Origin of the sequence: Streptomyces sp. 2131.1 (assembly GCF_900105515.1) — a bacterium.
Taxonomy (GTDB): Bacteria; Actinomycetota; Actinomycetes; order Streptomycetales; family Streptomycetaceae; genus Streptomyces; species Streptomyces drozdowiczii.
Genome location: NZ_FNSY01000001.1, coordinates 3,730,579 through 3,750,904 on the forward strand (window position 1 = coordinate 3,730,579; position 20,326 = coordinate 3,750,904).

The 20,326-nt window shown below is 69.6% G+C and carries 17 protein-coding genes; 8 read left to right on the forward strand and 9 right to left on the reverse strand.

The window, feature by feature from the left end; genetic code table 11:
• Window positions 1-2: 2 nt before the first annotated feature.
• The 3 genes from BLW14_RS16675 to BLW14_RS16685 all read right to left on the reverse strand — a co-directional run bounded on the left by BLW14_RS16675 (window position 3) and on the right by BLW14_RS16685 (window position 4,192).
• Window positions 3-911 carry a Yip1 family protein gene (locus BLW14_RS16675; protein ID WP_093708059.1) on the reverse strand — a complete coding sequence of 303 codons (909 nt, stop codon included), beginning with the start codon at window positions 909-911 and terminating at the stop codon, window positions 3-5.
• A gap of 204 nt (window positions 912-1,115) precedes the next feature.
• Complete coding sequence (locus BLW14_RS16680) at window positions 1,116-3,383, reverse strand: (Fe-S)-binding protein (protein WP_093708060.1); 2,268 nt, start codon at window positions 3,381-3,383, stop codon at window positions 1,116-1,118.
• Between the two features lie 137 nt (window positions 3,384-3,520).
• Entirely contained in the window at window positions 3,521-4,192 is a 672-nt protein-coding gene (locus BLW14_RS16685) for a sugar transferase (protein WP_177154000.1), read from the reverse strand.
• Window positions 4,193-4,442: 250 nt separating this feature from the next.
• Here BLW14_RS16685 and dnaK point away from each other — a divergent pair, with 250 nt between their 5' ends.
• From dnaK to BLW14_RS16705, 4 genes are all read left to right on the forward strand, one after another.
• The gene (dnaK, locus tag BLW14_RS16690) at window positions 4,443-6,299 is read left to right on the forward strand and encodes a molecular chaperone DnaK (RefSeq protein ID WP_018522255.1); all 1,857 of its coding nucleotides are present in this window, start codon (window positions 4,443-4,445) and stop codon (window positions 6,297-6,299) included.
• Window positions 6,296-6,952, forward strand: coding sequence for a nucleotide exchange factor GrpE (gene grpE, locus BLW14_RS16695; protein WP_093708062.1), 657 nt, complete (start codon window positions 6,296-6,298; stop codon window positions 6,950-6,952). Before dnaK ends, grpE begins: the two co-directional genes overlap by 4 nt.
• Window positions 6,953-7,084: 132 nt before the next feature.
• Window positions 7,085-8,269 (forward strand): molecular chaperone DnaJ, encoded by a 1,185-nt coding sequence (dnaJ, locus tag BLW14_RS16700; protein ID WP_093708063.1) that lies wholly within the window; start codon window positions 7,085-7,087, stop codon window positions 8,267-8,269.
• 1 nt (window position 8,270) lies between these two features.
• Entirely contained in the window at window positions 8,271-8,717 is a 447-nt protein-coding gene (locus tag BLW14_RS16705; protein ID WP_018522258.1) for a heat shock protein transcriptional repressor HspR, read from the forward strand.
• 30 nt (window positions 8,718-8,747) lie between these two features.
• Here BLW14_RS16705 and BLW14_RS16710 read toward each other — a convergent pair whose 3' ends face one another.
• From BLW14_RS16710 to BLW14_RS16725, 4 genes are all read right to left on the reverse strand, one after another.
• Entirely contained in the window at window positions 8,748-9,755 is a 1,008-nt protein-coding gene (locus BLW14_RS16710) for a helix-turn-helix transcriptional regulator (protein WP_093708064.1), read from the reverse strand.
• On the reverse strand, window positions 9,752-10,720 hold the full coding sequence (locus BLW14_RS16715) for a helix-turn-helix transcriptional regulator (RefSeq protein ID WP_093708065.1): 969 nt from the start codon (window positions 10,718-10,720) through the stop codon (window positions 9,752-9,754). Before BLW14_RS16715 ends, BLW14_RS16710 begins: the two co-directional genes overlap by 4 nt.
• Window positions 10,720-11,697 (reverse strand): LuxR C-terminal-related transcriptional regulator, encoded by a 978-nt coding sequence (locus tag BLW14_RS16720; protein WP_093708066.1) that lies wholly within the window; start codon window positions 11,695-11,697, stop codon window positions 10,720-10,722. The genes BLW14_RS16715 and BLW14_RS16720 overlap by 1 nt, the downstream gene beginning before the upstream one ends.
• Before the next feature lie 183 nt (window positions 11,698-11,880).
• A complete protein-coding gene (locus tag BLW14_RS16725) occupies window positions 11,881-12,864 on the reverse strand; it encodes a helix-turn-helix transcriptional regulator (RefSeq protein WP_256332807.1) in 984 nt (327 codons plus the stop codon).
• Between the two features lie 355 nt (window positions 12,865-13,219).
• Between BLW14_RS16725 and BLW14_RS16735 the strand changes: the two genes are divergently transcribed.
• On the forward strand, window positions 13,220-13,540 hold the full coding sequence (locus tag BLW14_RS16735) for a Rieske (2Fe-2S) protein (protein ID WP_018522262.1): 321 nt from the start codon (window positions 13,220-13,222) through the stop codon (window positions 13,538-13,540).
• Between the two features lie 107 nt (window positions 13,541-13,647).
• Here BLW14_RS16735 and BLW14_RS16740 read toward each other — a convergent pair whose 3' ends face one another.
• On the reverse strand, window positions 13,648-14,052 hold the full coding sequence (locus tag BLW14_RS16740; protein ID WP_093708069.1) for a pyridoxamine 5'-phosphate oxidase family protein: 405 nt from the start codon (window positions 14,050-14,052) through the stop codon (window positions 13,648-13,650).
• A gap of 213 nt (window positions 14,053-14,265) precedes the next feature.
• On the opposite strand from BLW14_RS16740, the gene clpB reads away from it, so the two are divergent.
• The 3 genes from clpB (at window position 14,266) to BLW14_RS16755 (ending at window position 19,065) form a co-directional block, all read left to right on the forward strand.
• Window positions 14,266-16,860, forward strand: a complete 2,595-nt coding sequence (clpB, locus tag BLW14_RS16745) for an ATP-dependent chaperone ClpB (protein ID WP_093708070.1) — start codon at window positions 14,266-14,268, stop codon at window positions 16,858-16,860.
• Window positions 16,861-17,157: 297 nt separating this feature from the next.
• Window positions 17,158-18,423, forward strand: coding sequence for an MFS transporter (locus tag BLW14_RS16750; RefSeq protein WP_256332808.1), 1,266 nt, complete (start codon window positions 17,158-17,160; stop codon window positions 18,421-18,423).
• Window positions 18,424-18,504: 81 nt separating this feature from the next.
• Window positions 18,505-19,065 (forward strand): YbjN domain-containing protein, encoded by a 561-nt coding sequence (locus BLW14_RS16755; RefSeq protein ID WP_093708071.1) that lies wholly within the window; start codon window positions 18,505-18,507, stop codon window positions 19,063-19,065.
• Between the two features lie 57 nt (window positions 19,066-19,122).
• Here the strand turns inward: BLW14_RS16755 and BLW14_RS16760 are convergent, their stop codons facing one another.
• Window positions 19,123-20,301, reverse strand: a complete 1,179-nt coding sequence (locus BLW14_RS16760; RefSeq protein ID WP_093708072.1) for a pyridoxal phosphate-dependent aminotransferase — start codon at window positions 20,299-20,301, stop codon at window positions 19,123-19,125.
• Window positions 20,302-20,326 lie beyond the last annotated feature (25 nt).

Consider the following 20,326-nt stretch of genomic DNA (forward strand, 5'->3'; position numbering starts at 1 on the left):
CGTCAGATCGTGCCCAGCTTCAGGATCGACACGAGCGCCAGCAGCTGGATCGCCGACGCGCCCAGGGCCTTCGGCCACGGCAGGTCGTGCGACTTGCCGACCATCGAGGTGAGCAGCGCCGCCGCGGCGAGCCAGGTGACCCAGCCGAGGATGACGACCAGCGAGTTCTCACCGCCCAGGAACATCGCGAAGACCAGGCGCGGCACGTCCGTGATGGACATGATCAACATGGACAGGCCCACCGTCGGCTGCCACGCGCCGTCGCCGCCGAGCTGGCGGGCCAGGGTGTGGGTGACCGCGCCCAGGACCAGGCCGCCGAGCACGAAGCAGACGCCGGTGAGGATGACGTAGGGGGCGGCGCTGGAGACCGGGGCGTGGATCGCGTCGTCGCGGGCCTGGTCGAAGCCGAAGAGGGCCAGCAGGCCGTAGAGGAACGTCACGATCAGGGCGGGGCCCCAGGCCGGGTAGTCGCGCATCTGCCAGAACGTCGGGCCCGGGCGGGTCACGATGCCGCTGAGGAGCTGCTTCCAGTGCAGGCGCGGGCCCATGGGCGCCGCGGGGGCGTGGCCGGCGCGGTAGGCGCTGCCGTCGCTGTACGGCTCCTCGTCGACGCGGAACGCCTGCGTGTGGCCGGGGCTGTTCGCGTAAGGGTCGCCGTGGTGCGGGCCGCCCTGCTGGGGGTAGGGGTCGCCGAAGTACTCCGGCTCGTCGGGGCCACCGCCCCGGTAGCCGCCGTCGTGGTAGCCCGGTGCGGCGTGGTGCGGGGCGCCGTGGCCTCCTGTCGGCGGCCATTGCTGCCGGCCGTACGGCGGCGGCGGTGCCTGATTGCCGTACGGCTGCTGCCGCGGTTGCTGTTGCCCTTGCTGCGGGGTGCGGTTGTCCCGGCCGCGTCCGATCCTGAATCCAGCCACTCGTCGAACGTACCTGGTCCGCCGGATACAAGGGCCCGGGGCCGGGGAAGTACCGGCCTTTGACGCGTAGATGTGACATCCCCTAAGGGAACCCCGGGGGGCTTTCCCCACCACGCCGGAAGGGAAACCGGGGAAACGCGGAAGCGGCCGGTCCTGCCCCCGAGGCAGGTCCGACCGCTTCGCCGCGCCGTGACGCCGGTCCGGCTACTTCACCGGTTCCGGCTCCGGTTCGTCCGCCGATTCCGGGTCGCCCGCCGGGTCGGCCGGGGTCTTCACGGATTCGAGCAGCAGCTGCGACACGTCCACGACCTGGATGGACTCCTTCGCCTTGCCGTCGTTCTTCTTGCCGTTGACCGAGTCGGTCAGCATGACCAGGCAGAACGGGCAGGCGGTGGAGACGATGTCCGGGTTGAGGGAGAGGGCCTCGTCGACGCGCTCGTTGTTGATGCGCTTGCCGATCCGCTCCTCCATCCACATCCGGGCACCACCGGCGCCGCAGCAGAAGCCGCGCTCCTTGTGGCGGTGCATCTCCTCGTTCCGCAGACCCGGGACCTTCGCGATGATCTCGCGCGGGGGCGTGTAGATCTTGTTGTGACGGCCCAGGTAGCAGGGGTCGTGGTACGTGATCAGGCCCTCGACCGGGGTCACCGGGATCAGCTTGCCCTCGTCGATGAGGTGCTGGAGCAGCTGCGTGTGGTGGATGACCTCGTACTCGCCGCCGAGCTGCGGGTACTCGTTCGCGATCGTGTTGAAGCAGTGCGGACAGGTCGCGACGATCTTCTTGGTGGCCTTGGCCTTCTTCGTCGAGTCGTCCTCGTCGTCTTCGCCGAAGGCCATGTTCAGCATCGCCACGTTCTCCGCGCCGAGCTGCTGGAACAGCGGTTCGTTGCCGAGGCGGCGGGCCGAGTCACCGGTGCACTTCTCGTCGCCGCCCATGATCGCGAACTTGACGCCCGCGATGTGCAGCAGCTCCGCGAAGGCCTTGGTGGTCTTCTTGGCGCGGTCCTCAAGGGCGCCGGCGCAGCCGACCCAGTAGAGGTAGTCGACCTCGGTGAGGTCCTCGACGTCCTTGCCGACGATCGGGACGTCGAAGTCGACCTCCTTGGTCCACTCGACGCGCTGCTTCTTGGCGAGCCCCCAGGGGTTGCCCTTCTTCTCCAGGTTCTTGAGCATGGTTCCCGCCTCGGACGGGAACGCCGACTCGATCATCACCTGGTAGCGGCGCATGTCGACGATGTGGTCGATGTGCTCGATGTCGACCGGGCACTGCTCCACGCACGCACCGCAGGTGGTGCAGGACCAGAGGACGTCCGGGTCGATGACGCCGTTCTCCTCGACCGTGCCGATCAGCGGGCGCTCGGCCTCCGCGAGGGCGGCCGCGGGAACGTCCTTCAGCTGCTCCTCGGTCGCCTTCTCCTCGCCCTCCATGTCCTTGCCGCCGCCGGCCAGCAGGTAGGGGGCCTTGGCGTGCGCGTGGTCGCGCAGGGACATGATCAGGAGCTTCGGCGAGAGCGGCTTGCCGGTGTTCCAGGCGGGGCACTGCGACTGGCAGCGGCCGCACTCGGTGCAGGTGGAGAAGTCGAGGATGCCCTTCCAGGAGAACTGCTCGACCTGGGAGACACCGAAGACGGCGTCTTCGGCCGGGTCCTCCCAGTCGATCTCCTTGCCGCCCGTGGTCATCGGCTGCAGTGCGCCCAGAGCGACCGCGCCGTCGGCGTTCCGCTTGAACCAGATGTTCGGGAAGCCGAGGAAGCGGTGCCAGGCGACACCCATGTTGGTGTTGAGCGAGACCGTGATCATCCAGATCAGCGACGTGCCGATCTTGATCATCGCGACGAAGTAGATGAGGTTCTGCAGCGTGCCGAGCGCCAGTCCCTTGAAGGCGAGGACCAGCGGGTACGAGACGAAGTACGCGGCCTCGTAGCCGTCGACGTGGTGGATCGCGCCCTCGAGACCGCGCAGGGTCAGGATCGCGAGGCCGATGACGAGGATCACGTACTCGACGAAGTACGCCTGCCAGGCCTTGGAGCCCGCGAAGCGGGACTTGCGGCCCGCCCGGGAGGGGAGGTTCAGCAGCCGGATGGCGATCAGCACCAGGATGCCGACCGTCGTCATCAGGCCGATGAACTCGATGTACAGCTCGAACGGCAGCCATTCACCGATGATCGGCAGCACCCAGTCGGCCTTGAACAGCTGCCCGTACGCCTGCAGCAGCGTCGGCGGCAGGGTCAGGAAGCCGATGGCGACGAACCAGTGCGCGAAGCCGACGATTCCCCACCGGTTCATCCGGGTATGGCCGAGGAATTCCCTGACCAGGGTGATCGTGCGCTGCTTCGGGTTGTCGGTGCGACTGCCGGCGGGGACCGGCTGTCCGAGCGTGACGAACCGGTAGATCTGCGCGACGGCTCGGGCGATGAGCGCAACGCCGACCACGGTCAGCACCAGCGACACGATGATCGCGGCGAGTTGCATTGGGGGCTCCTCGGGCCTGCGAGGTGGGATCGATCCAGCGTCTACTGGCGAGTACTGCGCCTTCCAGTGACCACTGGGACTACGAGTATCGCTACTACTAAGCAGTAACTTAATCAGTCCGTGCCGACACTACCCACTTATTCCGCCGTCCTGTAGCCGGGCAGGCGGTGATCTGTGTCGCTCAGGCGTGCCTTGCCGCGCCACGGCAGTGCGTGGACCGCTTCGCAAGCGGGTACGCGTACGGCCTCGGCGAGGACCGCCAGGTCCAGCCGCAGCCCCTGGTGCTCGGCGTAGTGCTGGTCCAGGAGCTCCGCGTCGTCCCACGGCATCCCCGAGCGGTGCCGGACCTGGGCCAGGCCGGTCAGGCCGGGCTTCAGCTCCAGCCGCCAGTGTCGCGCACCGTCCGTTCCGTTCCGGACGTCGCCCGGGGTGAGCGGGGCGGGCCCCACGAGAGAGAGCTCGCCGCGTACCACGTGGTGCAGGCGCGAAACCACGTCCAGCCTCAGCCGTCGGGTGTGCAGCGAGCGCAGGACCAGGGGTCTGCCGTGCAGTCCGGTGCGCGGGGAGCGCGTGGTCACGCGGCGGCCCCGTACGGCGAGCGCCAGGGCGGCGGCCGCCAGTAGAGGGGAGGCGAGGAGCAGCAGGGCCGAACCCAGGACCACGTCGAGGGTGCGTTTGGCGGTCGGGCGGGGAAGGGGCGTGGGGGCCAGGGTGCCCAGTGAGGCGCGCGCGGTCGCGAGACGGGACGGCCGGGGCGGGCGCCACGGGTGCGGCCGGGGTCCTCTTGACCACTGTCCCTGCGTACGCATCGTTCGCACCTGCCCGGAATTCGGCGGATCGGATGCCGGTTTTGCGCTGCTCACGGCATTTTGTGACAGAACGATCCCATGCGGCCATGATGGGGGAGGGCTGTGCGGCCCATGAGGCGCCTGGTGTCGCCGGTGGCGCGGGGTGGATGCACGTAAGTTGAGTCATGGCGACTCAGGTCTGTTGACTCCGTGACGGGAGTCGTGCATCCTTGAGTCAGATCCACTCAAGTAGTCAGTTGGAGGAATCGAAATGGCACGTGCGGTCGGCATCGACCTGGGCACGACTAACTCCGTCGTCAGCGTTCTCGAAGGCGGCGAGCCCACCGTCATCACCAACGCAGAGGGCGCCAGGACCACGCCGTCCGTCGTCGCCTTCGCGAAGAACGGCGAGGTGCTGGTCGGCGAGGTCGCCAAGCGCCAGGCAGTGACCAACGTCGACAGGACCATCCGCTCCGTCAAGCGCCACATGGGCACTGACTGGAAGATCGACCTGGACGGCAAGAGCTTCAACCCGCAGCAGATGAGCGCCTTCATCCTGCAGAAGCTGAAGCGCGACGCCGAGTCGTACCTGGGCGAGAAGGTCACCGACGCGGTGATCACCGTCCCGGCGTACTTCAACGACTCCGAGCGCCAGGCGACCAAGGAGGCCGGCGAGATCGCGGGCCTGAACGTCCTGCGCATCGTCAACGAGCCGACCGCCGCCGCGCTGGCGTACGGGCTCGACAAGGACGACCAGACGATCCTCGTCTTCGACCTCGGTGGCGGCACCTTCGACGTGTCCCTCCTGGAGATCGGCGACGGCGTCGTCGAGGTGAAGGCCACCAACGGTGACAACCACCTCGGTGGTGACGACTGGGACCAGCGCGTCGTCGACTACCTGGTGAAGCAGTTCGCCAACGGCCACGGCGTGGACCTGTCCAAGGACAAGATGGCTCTCCAGCGTCTCCGCGAGGCCGCGGAGAAGGCGAAGATCGAGCTGTCCTCCTCGACGGAGACCACGATCAACCTGCCGTACATCACGGCGTCCGCCGAGGGCCCGCTGCACCTGGACGAGAAGCTCACGCGCTCGCAGTTCCAGCAGCTCACCGCGGACCTCCTGGACCGCTGCAAGACCCCGTTCCACAACGTCATCAAGGACGCGGGCATCCAGCTCTCCGAGATCGACCACGTCGTTCTCGTCGGTGGCTCCACCCGCATGCCGGCCGTCGCCGAGCTCGTCAAGGAGCTGACCGGCGGCCAGGAGGCCAACAAGGGTGTGAACCCGGACGAGGTCGTCGCCATCGGCGCCTCGCTCCAGGCCGGTGTCCTCAAGGGCGAGGTCAAGGACGTCCTGCTCCTCGACGTCACCCCGCTGTCCCTCGGTATCGAGACCAAGGGAGGGATCATGACCAAGCTCATCGAGCGCAACACCACGATCCCGACCAAGCGTTCCGAGATCTTCACGACGGCCGAGGACAACCAGCCGTCCGTGCAGATCCAGGTCTACCAGGGCGAGCGCGAGATCGCGGCGTACAACAAGAAGCTCGGGATGTTCGAGCTGACCGGTCTGCCGCCGGCCCCGCGCGGTGTCCCGCAGATCGAGGTCGCGTTCGACATCGACGCCAACGGCATCATGCACGTCGCCGCGAAGGACCTCGGCACCGGCAAGGAGCAGAAGATGACCGTCACCGGCGGCTCCTCGCTGCCGAAGGACGAGGTCAACCGGATGCGTGAGGAGGCCGAGAAGTACGCGGAGGAGGACCACGCCCGCCGCGAGGCCGCCGAGTCGCGCAACCAGGGCGAGCAGCTCGTCTACCAGACCGAGAAGTTCCTCAAGGACAACGAGGACAAGGTCCCCGGTGACGTGAAGACGGAGGTGGAGACCGCGCTCACCGAGCTGAAGGAGAAGCTCAAGGGCGAGGACACCGCCGAGATCCGCACGGCCACCGAGAAGGTCGCGGCCGTCTCCCAGAAGCTGGGCCAGGCGATGTACGCCAACGCCCAGGCCGAGGGCGGCCCGCAGGACGCGCAGCCGGGTGCCGAGCAGGCGCAGGGCGACGCCCAGGACGATGTCGTCGACGCCGAGATCGTCGACGACGAGAAGGACTCCAAGGGCGGTGCGGCGTGACCGAGGAGACTCCGGGCTTCGAGGAGAAGCCCGACGTCCCCTCCGGCGCCACCCCTGACGACGCCGAGCCGAAGGCCGCCACCCCCTCCGAGGAGGAGGAGGCGGCGGCCCCGGCCGGGGACGACGCGAACCGGGTCACGGCCCTGACCGCGCAGCTGGACCAGGCCCGCACGGCGCTCAACGAGCGCACCGGCGACCTCCAGCGGCTCCAGGCCGAGTACCAGAACTACCGCCGCCGCGTGGAGCGGGACCGGGTCACGGTCAAGGAGATCGCCGTCGCGAACCTCCTGTCCGAGCTGCTGCCCGTGCTCGACGACGTCGGCCGCGCCCGGGAGCACGGTGAGCTCGTGGGCGGGTTCAAGTCGGTGGCCGAATCGCTGGAGACGGTCGTCGCGAAGCTGGGCCTCCAGCAGTTCGGCAAGGAGGGCGAGCCCTTCGACCCGACGGTCCACGAGGCCCTGATGCACAGCTACGCGCCGGACGTCACGGAGACGACCTGCGTGGCGATCCTGCAACCCGGCTATCGGATCGGCGAGCGCACCATCCGTCCCGCGCGGGTCGCGGTCGCCGAACCCCAGCCGGGGGCGGCTCCCGCGGCCGCGAAGGAAGAGAAGGCAGACGACGAGGAGAGCGGTGGCGGCGAGGAGGTCTGACATTCCGTCCGATCACCTGGCAGCACACCGCCCGGCCATCAGGACCTTCCGTCCGGCCGGTGCCGGGGCCTGCGGGCCCGGCACCGGCCGGACGGGGGGCTCCCGGCCGGTCGTCCGGAAGGAGGGACGTCGATGAGTACGAAGGACTTCGTCGAGAAGGACTACTACAAGGTTCTCGGCGTCCCGAAGGACGCCACCGACGCCGAGATCAAGAAGGCGTACCGGAAGCTCGCCCGCGAGTTCCACCCGGACGCCAACAAGGGCGACGACAAGGCGGAGGAGCGCTTCAAGGAGATCTCCGAGGCGAATGACGTCCTCGGCGACACCAAGAAGCGCAAGGAGTACGACGAGGCGCGCGCCCTCTTCGGCAACGGCGGCTTCCGCGCCGGGCCGGGCGGCGCCCAGGGCAACTTCAACTTCGACCTGGGAGACCTCTTCGGAGGCGCCCAGGGCGGGGGCCAGGGCGGCGCCGGCGGTTTCGGCGGGGGCGGACTGGGAGACGTGTTCGGCGGCCTCTTCAACCGCGGCGGCGGCGCCGGTACGAGGGTGCAGCCGCGGCGCGGCCAGGACATCGAGTCCGAGGTGACCCTCAGCTTCACCGAGGCGGTCGACGGGGCCACGGTCCCGCTCAGGATGTCCAGCCAGGCCCCCTGCAAGGCGTGCTCCGGCACCGGCGACAAGAACGGCACCCCCAGGGTCTGCCCGACCTGCGTCGGCACCGGCCAGGTCTCGCGCGGCAGCGGCGGCGGCTTCTCGCTCACCGACCCGTGCGTGGACTGCAAGGGCCGCGGCCTCATCGCCCAGGACCCCTGCGAGGTATGCAAGGGCAGCGGCCGGGCCCGTTCCTCGAAGACCATGCAGGTCCGCATCCCGGCGGGCGTCTCGGACGGGCAGCGCATCCGGCTCCGCGGCAAGGGCGCCCCGGGCGAGCGCGGCGGACCGGCCGGCGACCTCTACGTCGTCGTCCACGTCGACGCCCACCCGGTCTTCGGCCGCAGGGGCGACAACCTCACCGTCACGGTGCCCGTCACGTTCACGGAGGCGGCCCTCGGCGGCGAGGTGAAGGTGCCGACGCTCGGCGGGCCGCCCGTGACGCTGAAGCTTCCGGCCGGTACGCCGAATGGGCGTACGATGCGGGCCCGCGGCAAGGGCGCCGTCCGTAAGGACGGCACCCGGGGCGACCTCCTGGTCACCGTCGAGGTGACCGTGCCCACCGACCTCGGCACCGAGGCGAGGGACGCGCTGGAGGCCTACCGCAAGGCGACCGCGGACCAGGATCCGCGGGCGGAGCTGTTCCAGGCGGCGAAGGGAGCTTGAGGTGGACGGCCGACGGCGTAACCCGTACGAACTGACCGACGAGTCCCCGGTGTACGTGATCTCGATCGCGGCCCAGCTCTCGGGCCTGCACCCGCAGACACTGCGCCAGTACGACCGCCTCGGCCTGGTCTCCCCCGACCGCACGGCCGGACGCGGCCGGCGCTACTCGGCCCGCGACATCGAGCTGCTGCGTACGGTGCAGCAGCTGTCGCAGGACGAGGGCATCAACCTCGCCGGCATCAAGCGCATCATCGAGCTGGAAAACCAGGTCGCGGCGCTCCAGCAGCGCGTCGCCGAACTCTCGGCGGCCGTGGACGGCGCCGCGGCGGCCATGCAGCAGCGCGAGGCCCAGGTCCACGCGTCCTACCGGCGCGACCTGGTCCCGTACCAGGACGTCCAGCAGACGAGCGCCCTGGTGGTCTGGCGCCCGAAGCGCCCGAAGGACTGAGCGCTGCTCCCTGTTCGCCTGTGCGGCCCGTCACTCCCGAGTGGCGGGCCGCTTCGCTGTCCGCGGCGGCGGTACGGGGCCTTCCACGACGCCCGACCGGACGAGCAGGGCGCCGAGGTGGGTGCGGGAGGTGGCGCCGAGGGTCTGCATGAGCCTGGCGATGTGGGCGCGGCAGGTGCGGACGCTGATGCCGAGCTTGTCGGCGATGGTCTGGTCGGTGCAGCCGTCGGCGAGCAGGCGGGCGATGCTCTGCTGGACGGCGGTGGTCGGGGCGCCGGGCATGGCGGTCGGCAGGTTCTGCGTGAAGGGCGTGGCTCCGGCCCAGAGCGTTTCGTAGACGCCTACCAGATACTGGACGAGGGCCGGGTGGCGGATCTCCAGAGCGGCGGTGCCGTCGGGGTTCGCGGGGATGTAGGCGGTCCTGCGGTCGAAGATGAGCAGGCGGCCCACGGTCTGTTCCATGGTGCGGATCTGGACGCGGTCGGAGGGTATCTCCGTCACGTACTCCTTGAGCCGGGGGCTGTAGCGCGCCGGGTGCTGGTAGAGATGCCTGAGCCGGCCGCCGGCCGCGAGGACGAACCCGGCGTTCACCCGCCCCTGCCGTATGTTGTGGGCCAACCGGTTGCCGCCGGGCTGGGCGGTCAGGACCTCCTCCCTGGCGGACTGCGAGGCGCGGTGGAGCGCCGCGCGGATCCGCTCCACCCCTTCGATCACCGTGATCGAGCCATTCGGGTCCTCGTCGCCCGTCGCCGCGAGCGGCAGCAGCGACCGCGTCAGCGCGTCCGTCAGCCGTACCCGGGCGTCGATCTCCCGGCTGAGGGGGCCGAGCAGTCGCCCCAGCACGGAGGACGGCGGCACGGGCCGGAGCCACGTGTCGTCCAGCGGATCGGGGAACAGCAGGGCGAGGTCGAGGAGACAGGGGGCCGTCTCCGTCGCGCTCCGGGCGATGCGCCCGGCCGCCAGGGCCTCCTTGTAGAGGTCCAGCGCGGCCTCGCACAGCTCACGCTCGCCGTGGGGGTGCGGCACCGGAGCGATCATGCCTCGGACTCCTCCATGACGCCCGACCGGACGAGCAGGGCGCCGAGGTGGGTGCGGGAGGTGGCGCCGAGGGTCTGCATGAGCTTGGCGATGTGGGCGCGGCAGGTGCGGACGCTGATGCCGAGCTTGTCGGCGATGGTCTGGTCGGTGCAGCCGTCGGCGAGGAGGCGGGCGACGCTCTGCTGGGCCGCGGTGACCGAGGCATGGGGTGCGGCGCTGCGCAGCGGCTGGGCGAAGGGGGTGGCGCAGGCCCAGAGCGTTTCGTACAGCTGGGCCAGGTAACAAACGACGGCGGGGTGGCGGATCTCCAGCGCTGCGGTGCTTTCGATGTCGGCGGGGATGTACGCGACATCGCGGTCGAAGATCATGAGACGTCCGATGGCCTGCTCCATGGTGCGGACCTGGAGGAGATCCCTGGGCAACCGGGCCGCATAGGCTTTGAGATCCGCACTGTAGCGCGCCGAATGCTGGTAGATGTGCCGCACTCGGACACCCCTGTCGGCCGTGGGCAGCGTCTTGGCCAGCGCGAGCTGAAGCTTGTGGGGCGGCCTCGTACTGCCGGGCTGCACGGTCATGATCTCGTCCCGGACCTTGCGGGCGGAGCCGTTGATGGACGCCTGGATCGTCTCCCTGCCGTCGAGCACGGTGACCGTACGAGCGGCATGTTCCTGCGCCGCGGAGGCGAGTGGTACCAGTGCCTTGGCCAGGACGTCGATCGCGCGTACCTGGTCCAGGACCCGGCTGGCCAGCGGGTGCAGCAGCTGTGCCAGGGCTGCCGAGGGCGGCGTGGGGCGCAGCCAGAGACCGTCGTCGGGGTCCGGGCCGAGCAGGGCACCGTCCAGCAGGCAGGGCACGGTGGCGGTGGCGGCCCGGGCGATGCGGCCTCGTGCCAGGGCCTGTGTGTACAGGTTCAGGGCTTCCTCGCACAGCTCGTCGCTGCTGTGGCCGTGTTCGTGTGACGGCATTAGCGGTCGAGCTCCACGACGCCGGACTGGACGAGCAGGACGCCGAGGTGGGTACGGCTGGTGGCGCCGAGGGCCTGCATGAGCTTGGCGATGTGGGCGCGGCAGGTGCGGACGCTGATGGCCAGTTTGCGGGCCACGATCTGGTCGGTGTTGCCCTCGACCAGCAGGCGGGCGACGCTCAGTTGGGCGGCGGTGACCGGCATCGTGTGGGCCGGCGCCTGGAGGGGCGCCGAGAGGGGCCTGGCCTGGGCCCACAGCACCTCGTACACCTGGATGAGGTAGCGGACGAGTGCCGGGTGGCGGATCTCCAGGGCGACGTCGCGGCGGGCGCTCGCGGGGATGAAGGCCACGGTGCGGTCGAAGACGAAGAGGCGCTCGACCGACTGCTCGATGGTGCGCACCTGGATGTGGCCCGTCGGTACTTCCTGCACGTACGCCTTGATGGCCGGGCTGTGCCGGGCGGGGTGCTGGTAGATGTGGCGCAGGGTCACGCCTCGCTCGGCCATGGACAGGGCGCGCTCCAGCGCCTTCTTGAGCTGGTCCACGGGGCGGCTTCCGCTGGGCTGCAGGGTCAGGACCTCCTCCCGCGCGCTGTCCGTGGCGTTCTGGATGGCCGCCTCGATCAGTGGGAGGCCTTCGAGGACGGTGATGGCGAGGTTGGGGTCGGTGCTGGCGACGGAGGCCAGCGGTGCCAGGGAGTCGGCAAGGGCGGCGGAGAGCCGGATGCGCTCGTGGATCTCCCGGGTGACGGGCTGCAGCAGATGGGTCAGGGCTGCGGACGGCGGCACCGGGCGCATCCAGTCGTCGTCCTGGGGATCGGGGTGGACCAGTGCCAACTCGGTGAGGCACGGCACGGTTTCGAGGGCGGAGCGCGGCAGACGGCCGGCCTCCAGGGCCTCGGTGTACGTCCTGACGCCGGCCTCGCACAGTTCGAGCTCACCGTGCGGGTGGTGCGATATGTCCGCTTCCTCGCTCATTCGTGCCCCCCCTCTTTCGGCAATGCAGCAAGATGACGGTGGTGGAAACGTGGCCCCCCGGCCACTCTGGGTGTGTCGGGGGAGCCGGGAACTCTCCCGGCTGATCAAGGGCGCGGCCATGCTCTCCCCCGTTGCGTGGTGCGCCCGCCCGGCCCGGGGGTGGGGAATTCGGGGCCGGTCCGGTCAGGAATCCTGATCAAGGATTCCTGACCGGGCGATCAGATAGCCGAGCTGGGCGCGGCTGTTGCTGCCGAGCGCGGCGGCGAGTTTGGCGACATGGGCACGGCAGGTGCGGACGTTCATTCCCAGGCGCCGCGCTATCGAGTCGTCGACATGCCCCTCGACGAGCAGTTGGGCTATGGAGTGCTGCACCCCGCTGATCCCCAGGGGCTTCGGCTCGTACTTGATCTCCTCCCGCAGGGGGGAGGCGCGTGTCCACAGTTGTTCGAACACGTTGGCCAGGTACTCGACGAGTCCGGGATGACGCAGTTCGAGGGCGACCTTGCGGTCGTCCTGGGCGGGGATGAAGGCCACCGTCCGGTCGAACACGATCAGACGCTCGATGAGTTCCTCGAGTGTCCGGATCTCCATGTTGTCGTCGGCCATGCGCTCGGCGTATGCGAGCGTGCTGGGACTGTGCCGCATGGTGTGCTGGTAGAGGGTGCGGATGCGAACGCCTCGCTGCACCACGGACAGGCCGCGGTCCAGCGACTTGCTGAGCCGGTCCTCGGGGCGTCCGCCGCCGGGTTGCACGGTGAGGACTTCCGTGCGGCACTCCGCCGTGGCCTGATCGAGCGCGGCATTGATCCGGTTGTCGCCTTCCAGCACGGTGATCGCGTGGGTGACCGGGGGGCCCTGGGTGCTGATGTCCATGAATGGCTCGAACGATTCGGTCAGCTGGACCGAGTTTCTGCGGCGTTCCAGGATCTCCCGCTCCAGGGGCTGCAGGTGCTGGGCCAGCGCGACCGAAGGGGGGACTGGCCGAAGCCATGCCTGGTCGTCGGGGTCGGGGTGCAGCAGGGCGAAGTCGATGAGGCAGGGCGCGGGTTCGATGTCGGCCCGCGCTATACGTCCTAGTCGCAACGCACTGGCGTAAAGACGTGTCCCGTCCTCACAAAGCTCGGCGATCCCATGAGGATGTGCCGGTTTTATGCTGATTGTGGCCATATCTTCACCCCCCAGGTTCCTGAACATACAGGAACATGATGCATCTCCTCAGTGGTGCATGGGTGCCCCTGTAAGACATCGTCTTTTGTGCGGGGGAGATGAATCCACAAGTGAGGACGAAGCCGACTATGTATAAGCGAATGCTTCGCTCGGCGCTTGCCGCCTCGTTCGTTGCGGCCCTGGGTGTGGGGCTGTTGGGCGGCAGCGGCCTTGGGCAGGGCGGTGCGGGAGCTGCCACCGCCGGTGACATTGGCTGGAAAGCCCCGAACGCGGCAGCGGACATAGGCTGGGTTGCCCCCACTGCCAAGTCGGACATCGGTTGGGCGGTCGCGCCGGCCGATTCCGCTCCGGTCGCATGACCACCCCGCCGGACGACCGGACCTTCCGGCGTGAGATGGCGACCGCCTACCGGTCAGGGTGGCATTTCATCGATCTCGTCACGGCGCTGCCCCACCGTGGTGACTCGTTGATGGTCACTCTGTTCGGCGACCCGGTCGTCGTCGCCCGCGAGGACGACGGAGAGGTGCGCGCCTACCGTTGCCTGCGCAAGCCGCGGGGCGCGCCGCAGCCGGTGCGCTGCGCCATCCGGTACGACATGATTTTTGTGAATCTCGCACAGCGTGACCACCAGCTGTTCGAACCAGAAGCCATTTCCGCCACCCCCCGCAGTGCCTGAGCGATCCCCCGTCGTTCCACGTCGCTCAGACACTTCCCCCACACAGCGGCGCCACCGTGACCTGAACACGGTGGCGCCGTTGTGCTGTCCCCGGCCGGGCGGCGCGTTCAGCCGCGGCCGAGGGCCCGGTCCAGGGTGATTTCGATGACGACCCGGTCCGGGTTGGGCGAGGGCACCCGGTCGTAGCGCTCCGTGTGGCGGCGTACGGCCTCCGCGACCCGTTCCGGGTCCGAGCTGATCCGGGCCACGCCCTCCAGGGTCGCCCAGCGGCGGCGGTGCACCTGGCATGCCGCGACGCGGGCGCCGTCCGGGCCGGCGGCCAGGATGTTGGCGACCTTGCGGCTGTGCTTGTTGGTGATCACCCGGGCGAGGCCGGCCTCGGGGTCGTACGTCACACACACCGGGACCACGTGCGGGGTGCCGTCGGGGCGGGGCGTGGTGAGCGTGCACACGTGGCTCTCGCGCCAGAACGCGAGGTACTCGGGGCTCGGCTGGTGTACGTCGACTGCCATGGCCCCAGCGTAGGCCCGCCGCGACGGCCTGCGGTGGCGGGTGCCCGCAGCGGCCGGTTCACTCGAAGAGGGCAGGGCCGCCTTTTCGCCTTGAGTGGAAAGCGCTCAACTTTCGGCGCGCCGTGCCTTGAGTGGAATAGACTCAACTTTGTACACGTTCACCGTGTCAGAAGTGGGAGTCGGACCAGTCGTCGCAAGGAGGAGACAGCGCACGTGGACGCCGAGCTGACCAACAGGAGCCGGGACGCCATCAACGCGGCCACCAGCAGGGCCGTGAAGGACGGCCACCCCGATCTGACCCCGGGGCATCTGCTGCTCGCGCTGCTCTCGGGTGAGGACAACGAGAACCTCGTCGATCTGCTGGCCGCCGTCGAGGCCGACCAGATCGCCGTACGCACCGAGACCGAACGGCTCCTGGGCGCACTGCCCAGCGTGACCGGGTCGACGGTGTCCCCGCCCCAGCCCAACCGCGAGCTGCTCGCCGTCATCGCGGACGCCGCGCAGCGCGCCAAGGAGCTGGGCGACGATTACATCTCCACCGAGCACCTGCTGATCGGGATCGCCGCGAAGGGCGGCCGGGCCGGTGAGATCCTCGACGGGCAGGGTGCCGGTGCGAAGAAGCTGCTGGACGCGTTCGAGAAGAGCAGGGGAGGGCGACGGGTGACCACTCCCGACCCGGAGGGCCAGTACAAGGCCCTGGAGAAATTCGGCACCGACTTCACCGCCGCCGCGCGCGACGGCAAGCTCGACCCGGTCATCGGGCGCGATCAGGAGATCCGGCGGGTCGTCCAGGTGCTCTCGCGGCGCACCAAGAACAACCCGGTGCTCATCGGTGAGCCCGGCGTCGGCAAGACCGCCGTCGTCGAGGGGCTCGCCCAGCGCATCGTCAAGGGCGACGTTCCCGAGTCCCTGAAGAACAAACGGCTCGTCTCGCTCGACCTGGGCGCGATGGTCGCGGGCGCGAAGTACCGCGGCGAGTTCGAGGAGCGCCTGAAGACCGTCCTTTCCGAGATCAAGGAGAGCGACGGCCAGATCATCACGTTCATCGACGAACTGCACACCGTCGTGGGCGCGGGCGCCGGCGGTGACTCCGCGATGGACGCGGGCAACATGCTCAAGCCGATGCTGGCCCGCGGCGAGCTGCGGATGGTCGGCGCGACCACGCTCGACGAGTACCGCGAGCGCATCGAGAAGGACCCCGCTCTGGAGCGCCGCTTCCAGCAGGTGCTGGTGGCGGAGCCGTCCGTCGAGGACACCATCGCGATCCTGCGCGGACTCAAGGGCCGTTACGAGGCCCACCACAAGGTGCAGATCGCGGACGCGTCCCTGGTCGCCGCCGCGACCCTGTCCGACCGCTACATCACCTCGCGCTTCCTTCCCGACAAGGCCATCGACCTCGTCGACGAGGCGGCCTCCCGGCTGCGCATGGAGATCGACTCCTCGCCCGTCGAGATCGACGAACTCCAGCGCTCCGTCGACCGCCTGCACATGGAGGAGCTGGCCCTCAGGAACGAGACCGACCCCGCCTCCAGGCAGCGCCTGGAGAAGCTGCGCCGCGACCTCGCCGACAAGGAGGAGGAGCTGCGCGGTCTCAACGCCCGCTGGGAGAAGGAGAAGCAGGGCCTCAACCGCGTCGGTGAACTGAAGGAACGACTCGACGACCTGCGCGGCCAGGCCGAACGCGCCCAGCGCGACGGCGACTTCGACACCGCCTCCAAGCTGCTGTACGGGGAGATCCCCGGGCTTGAACGCGAGCTCGCCGAGGCCGCCGAGGCCGAGGAGGAAGCAGCGAAGGAGCCCAAGGAGACCCTGGTCAAGGAGGAGGTCGGGCCGGACGACATCGCCGATGTCGTCGGCGCCTGGACCGGCATCCCGGCCGGCCGCCTCCTGGAGGGCGAGACGCAGAAGCTGCTGCGCATGGAGTCGGAGCTGGGCAGGCGCCTGATCGGGCAGACCGAAGCCGTGCAGGCCGTCTCGGACGCGGTACGCCGCACCCGCGCCGGCATCGCCGACCCCGACCGCCCCACCGGCTCGTTCCTGTTCCTCGGGCCGACCGGTGTCGGCAAGACCGAGCTGGCGAAGGCCCTCGCGGACTTCCTCTTCGACGACGAGCGGGCCATGGTCCGCATCGACATGAGCGAGTACAGCGAGAAGCACAGCGTCGCCCGGCTTGTCGGCGCCCCGCCCGGATACGTCGGTTACGAGGAGGGCGGCCAGCTCACGGAGGCGGTCCGCCGCCGCCCGTACACCGTCGTCCTGCTGGACGAGGTCGAGAAGGCCCACCCCGAGGTCTTCGACATCCTGCTCCAGGTCCTCGACGACGGCCGGCTCACCGACGGGCAGGGCCGGACGGTGGACTTCCGGAACACCATCCTGATCCTCACGTCCAACCTCGGCAGCCAGTTCCTGACCGACCCCCTCGCCAAGCCGGAGGAGAAGAAGCGGCAGGTCCTGGAGGTCGTACGGGCCTCGTTCAAGCCGGAGTTCCTCAACCGGCTGGACGACCTGGTGGTCTTCTCGGCGCTGTCGGGCGACGAGCTCGCGCACATCGCGGGCCTCCAGATCGACCGGCTCGCCAAGCGCCTCGCCGACCGCAGGCTCACCCTGGACGTCACGCCGGAGGCCCTGGCCTGGCTGGCCGAGGAGGGCAACGATCCGGCGTACGGCGCCCGGCCGCTGCGCCGTCTCATCCAGACGGCGATCGGTGACCGGCTCGCGAAGGAGATCCTGGCGGGCGAGATCAGGGACGGCGACACGGTCCGCGTGGACCGGTTCGAGGACGGCCTGATCGTCGGCGCGGCGACCTGAGGGGGCGGCCCGTGGGAATGTGACACCCGCAAGCTCGGGTGTCACATTCCGTGCCAGATGTGATCCATTCTTCAACATCGGAATCGAGCCAAACGCTGTGTCCGGCTCCTGCCGCGTCAACTTCTTCCCAGGAGCTGGCGCGGTCCCCTCGTACCCCCTCTGGCAAGGGAGTTCGGGACGTGGCACCGCGCTGTCCGGCCGGGGCCCCGCGCATAAACAGGACACCCTTCCCCACCTGCGGCAACCTTCTCGTGGCTGGGGTTAGAGGTCGGATCGGGTGGCCGGTAGCGTGCCCGCATGAACGAGCGGACAGGCGATGTGGCAACCAATGGACCCAAAAAGTCCAGACCTGACAACCTCTTTCACCTTGGCGAATTCCGTACCCTTTGGGCTGCCTACGCTCAGTCGATCCTGGGCGACCAGCTGGCTCGTGTGGCGCTGTCACTGCTTGTTTTCGAACGGACGGACTCGCCGGGATGGACGGCGGCGACCTACGCGCTGACGACTCTGCCGGCCCTGCTGTCCGGAGTGCTGCTCTCCGGACTGGCGGACCGGTTCCCCCGGCGCACGGTCATGATCAGCTGCGACCTGACCCGGATGGTGCTGGTCGGGCTGATGGCGCTGCCGGGGATGCCTTTGCCGCTGCTCGCCGGACTGCTGGTGCTGGCGCAGCTGGCCGAGGCGCCCTTCGCCGCCGCCCAGGGCGCGCTGCTGCCCACCGTGCTCGGCGTCCAGCGCTACGAGCGCGGTCAGCGGATCATGCAGATCACCCACCAGGCGGGCCAGCTGGTCGGTTTCGCCGGGGGCGGGCTGCTCGTCGCGTGGCTGGGCAGCAACCGCTCGCTGACGGTGAACGCGGCGACCTTCCTGATCTCGGCGGCCCTCGTCCGGTTCGGGGTGAAGGCCCGCCCGGTCGCGAACGCCGAGGCCCGCACGGTGAAGCTCGGTGCCCAGGTCCGCGGTGCCGCCGCACTGATCTGGTCGGACCGCAGGCTGCGCTCGCTGCTCGTACTGGGCTGGCTCGCGGCCTTCATCGTCCTGCCGGAGGGGCTGGCCGCGCCGTTCGCGGACGAGGCGGGCGGCGGGGCCTACGCGGTGGGGCTGTTGCTCGCCTCGCATCCGGCGGGCATGGTCCTGGGGGCGGCCCTGCTGGGACGCTCCGGGGTCGGGGACGGCACCCGGAGCAGACTCCTCGGCCCGCTGGCGGTCGCCGCGAATCTGCCGCTGGTCTTCTACCTGCTCGGTCCCCGTACGGAAGTGGCGATGCTCCTCCTGTTCATCGCCGGGGTGTGTTCGGCGTACCAGATCACCGCCGGGGCCACCTTCGTCCTGCTGACCCCGGCCGACCGGCGGGGCCAGGCTCTGGGGCTCGCCCGGTCGGGGATGATCGCCATGCAGGGCATCGGCGTGGCGGCCGGAGGCGTGGTGACCGAGCTGACCGGGTCACCGGCGAACACCATCGGCGCCTCCGGGCTCCTCGGGGCGGTCTGCGCCGTCCTGGTCGCCATTGCCTGGGCCCGGGCCCGGGGAACCGGGGCGGAGATGATTCCGAAGAACGCGTAGCCCCGGGCGGTCTACGCCCCGGAGGCCAAACGCGGCTAGGGTCGTCGGCAGGAAACCACGAGATCCACAGGAGTACCGGCAATGTCTATCGACCCGTCCTCGATTCCCAACTTCGGGGCTCAGCCCGAACCGCAGGCGACAGGACCGGAGGGCCCCGTCGTCCCCGACCAGGACCTCGTCAAGCAGCTGCTGGACCAGATGGAGCTGAAGTACGTCGTCGACGACGAGGGCGACCTCGCCGCGCCGTGGGAGGAATTCCGCACGTACTTCATGTTCCGGGGCGAGGGCGAGCAGCAGGTCTTCTCGGTCCGTACGTTCTACGACCGCCCGCACGCCACGGACCAGCGCCCGGTCCTGCTCGACGCGATCGACGACTGGAACCGCCGCACCCTGTGGCCCAAGGTCTACACGCACACCCACGAGCACGAGGAGGACTCCGAGGAGACCGGCACCTCGGTCCGCCTGATCGGTGAGGCGCAGATGCTCATCGGCACCGGCGTCTCGCTGGAGCACTTCGTCTCCTCGACGGTGAGCTGGGTGCGCGCCTCCATCGAGTTCGACAAGTGGCTGCTGGAGCGCCTGGGCCTGGCCCCGGCCGAGCAGAAGGCGGAAGGCGCGGAGCAGGACGCTCCGGAGGCCTGAGCGCAGGTGTTTCGACGAGGCCCGGTGCGGGAATCCCGCACCGGGCCTCGTCGTGTGTCACAACTGCTTGAGCCGGGTAACGGCCTCTTCCAGCACATCCGTCCTCTTGCAGAAGGTGAAGCGGACGAAGGGCGCGCCCTGGTCCCGGTGGTCGTAGAAGACGGCGTTGGGGACGCCCACCACCCCGCACCGCTCCGGCAGCGCCCGGCAGAACGCGATGCCGTCGCCGGTGGCGTCGAGCGGGCGGATGTCGGTGGTGACGAAGTACGTGCCGGCCGGGCGGTACACCGCGAACCCGGCCTCGGTGAGCCCCGCGCACAGCAGGTCCCGCTTGGCGCGCAGGCCGGCGCGCAGCTCCTCGTAGAAGCTGTCGGGCAGCCGCAGCGCCTCGGCGACCGCGTACTGGAGGGGGCCGCCGGAGACGTACGTCAGGTACTGCTTGGCCGAGCGGACCGCCGTCACCAGCTCGGCGCTGCCGGTGACCCAGCCGATTTTCCAACCGGTGTACGAAAATGTCTTGCCGGCTGAAGAAATGGTGACCGTGCGCTCGCGCATGCCGGGGAAGCCCGCCAGCGGCAGGTGCTCGCCCTCGAAGACCAGGTGTTCGTAGACCTCGTCCGTGACGACGAGCAGGTCGTGTTCGCACGCCAGCTCGGCGATGGCGCCGAGTTCCTCGCGGCTCAGCACGGTGCCGGTCGGGTTGTGCGGGGTGTTGATCAGCAGCAGCCGGGTACGGCGCGTGACCGCCGCGCGCAGTTCGTCGAGATCCAGCCGGTAGGTGCCGGCGGAGGTGTCGGGACGCAGCGTCACGGGAACGCGCGTGGCGCCCGCCATGGCGATGCAGGCGGCGTACGAGTCGTAGTACGGCTCCAGCGCGACGACCTCGTCACCGGGCTCCAGGAGCGCCAGGAGCGAGGCGGCGATGGCCTCGGTGGCACCCGCCGTGACCAGGACCTCCGTGTCGGGGTCGTAGGCCAGGCCGTAGCGCCGCTGCTGATGCGCGGCGATCGCGGTGCGCAGCTCGGGGACTCCGGGACCGGGCGGGTACTGGTTTCCGTGGCCGGCGCGCAGGGAACGCACCGCGGCTTCGCGGACCTCCTCCGGGCCGTCGGTGTCCGGGAAGCCCTGGCCGAGGTTGATGGCTCCGGTGCGTACGGCCAGCGCGGACATCTCCGCGAAGATCGTCGTTCCGAACTCGGCGAGGCGGCGGTTGAGCAGCGGTCGTCCGTGTGTCATGGCCGCCATCCTGCGCGCAAGCTCT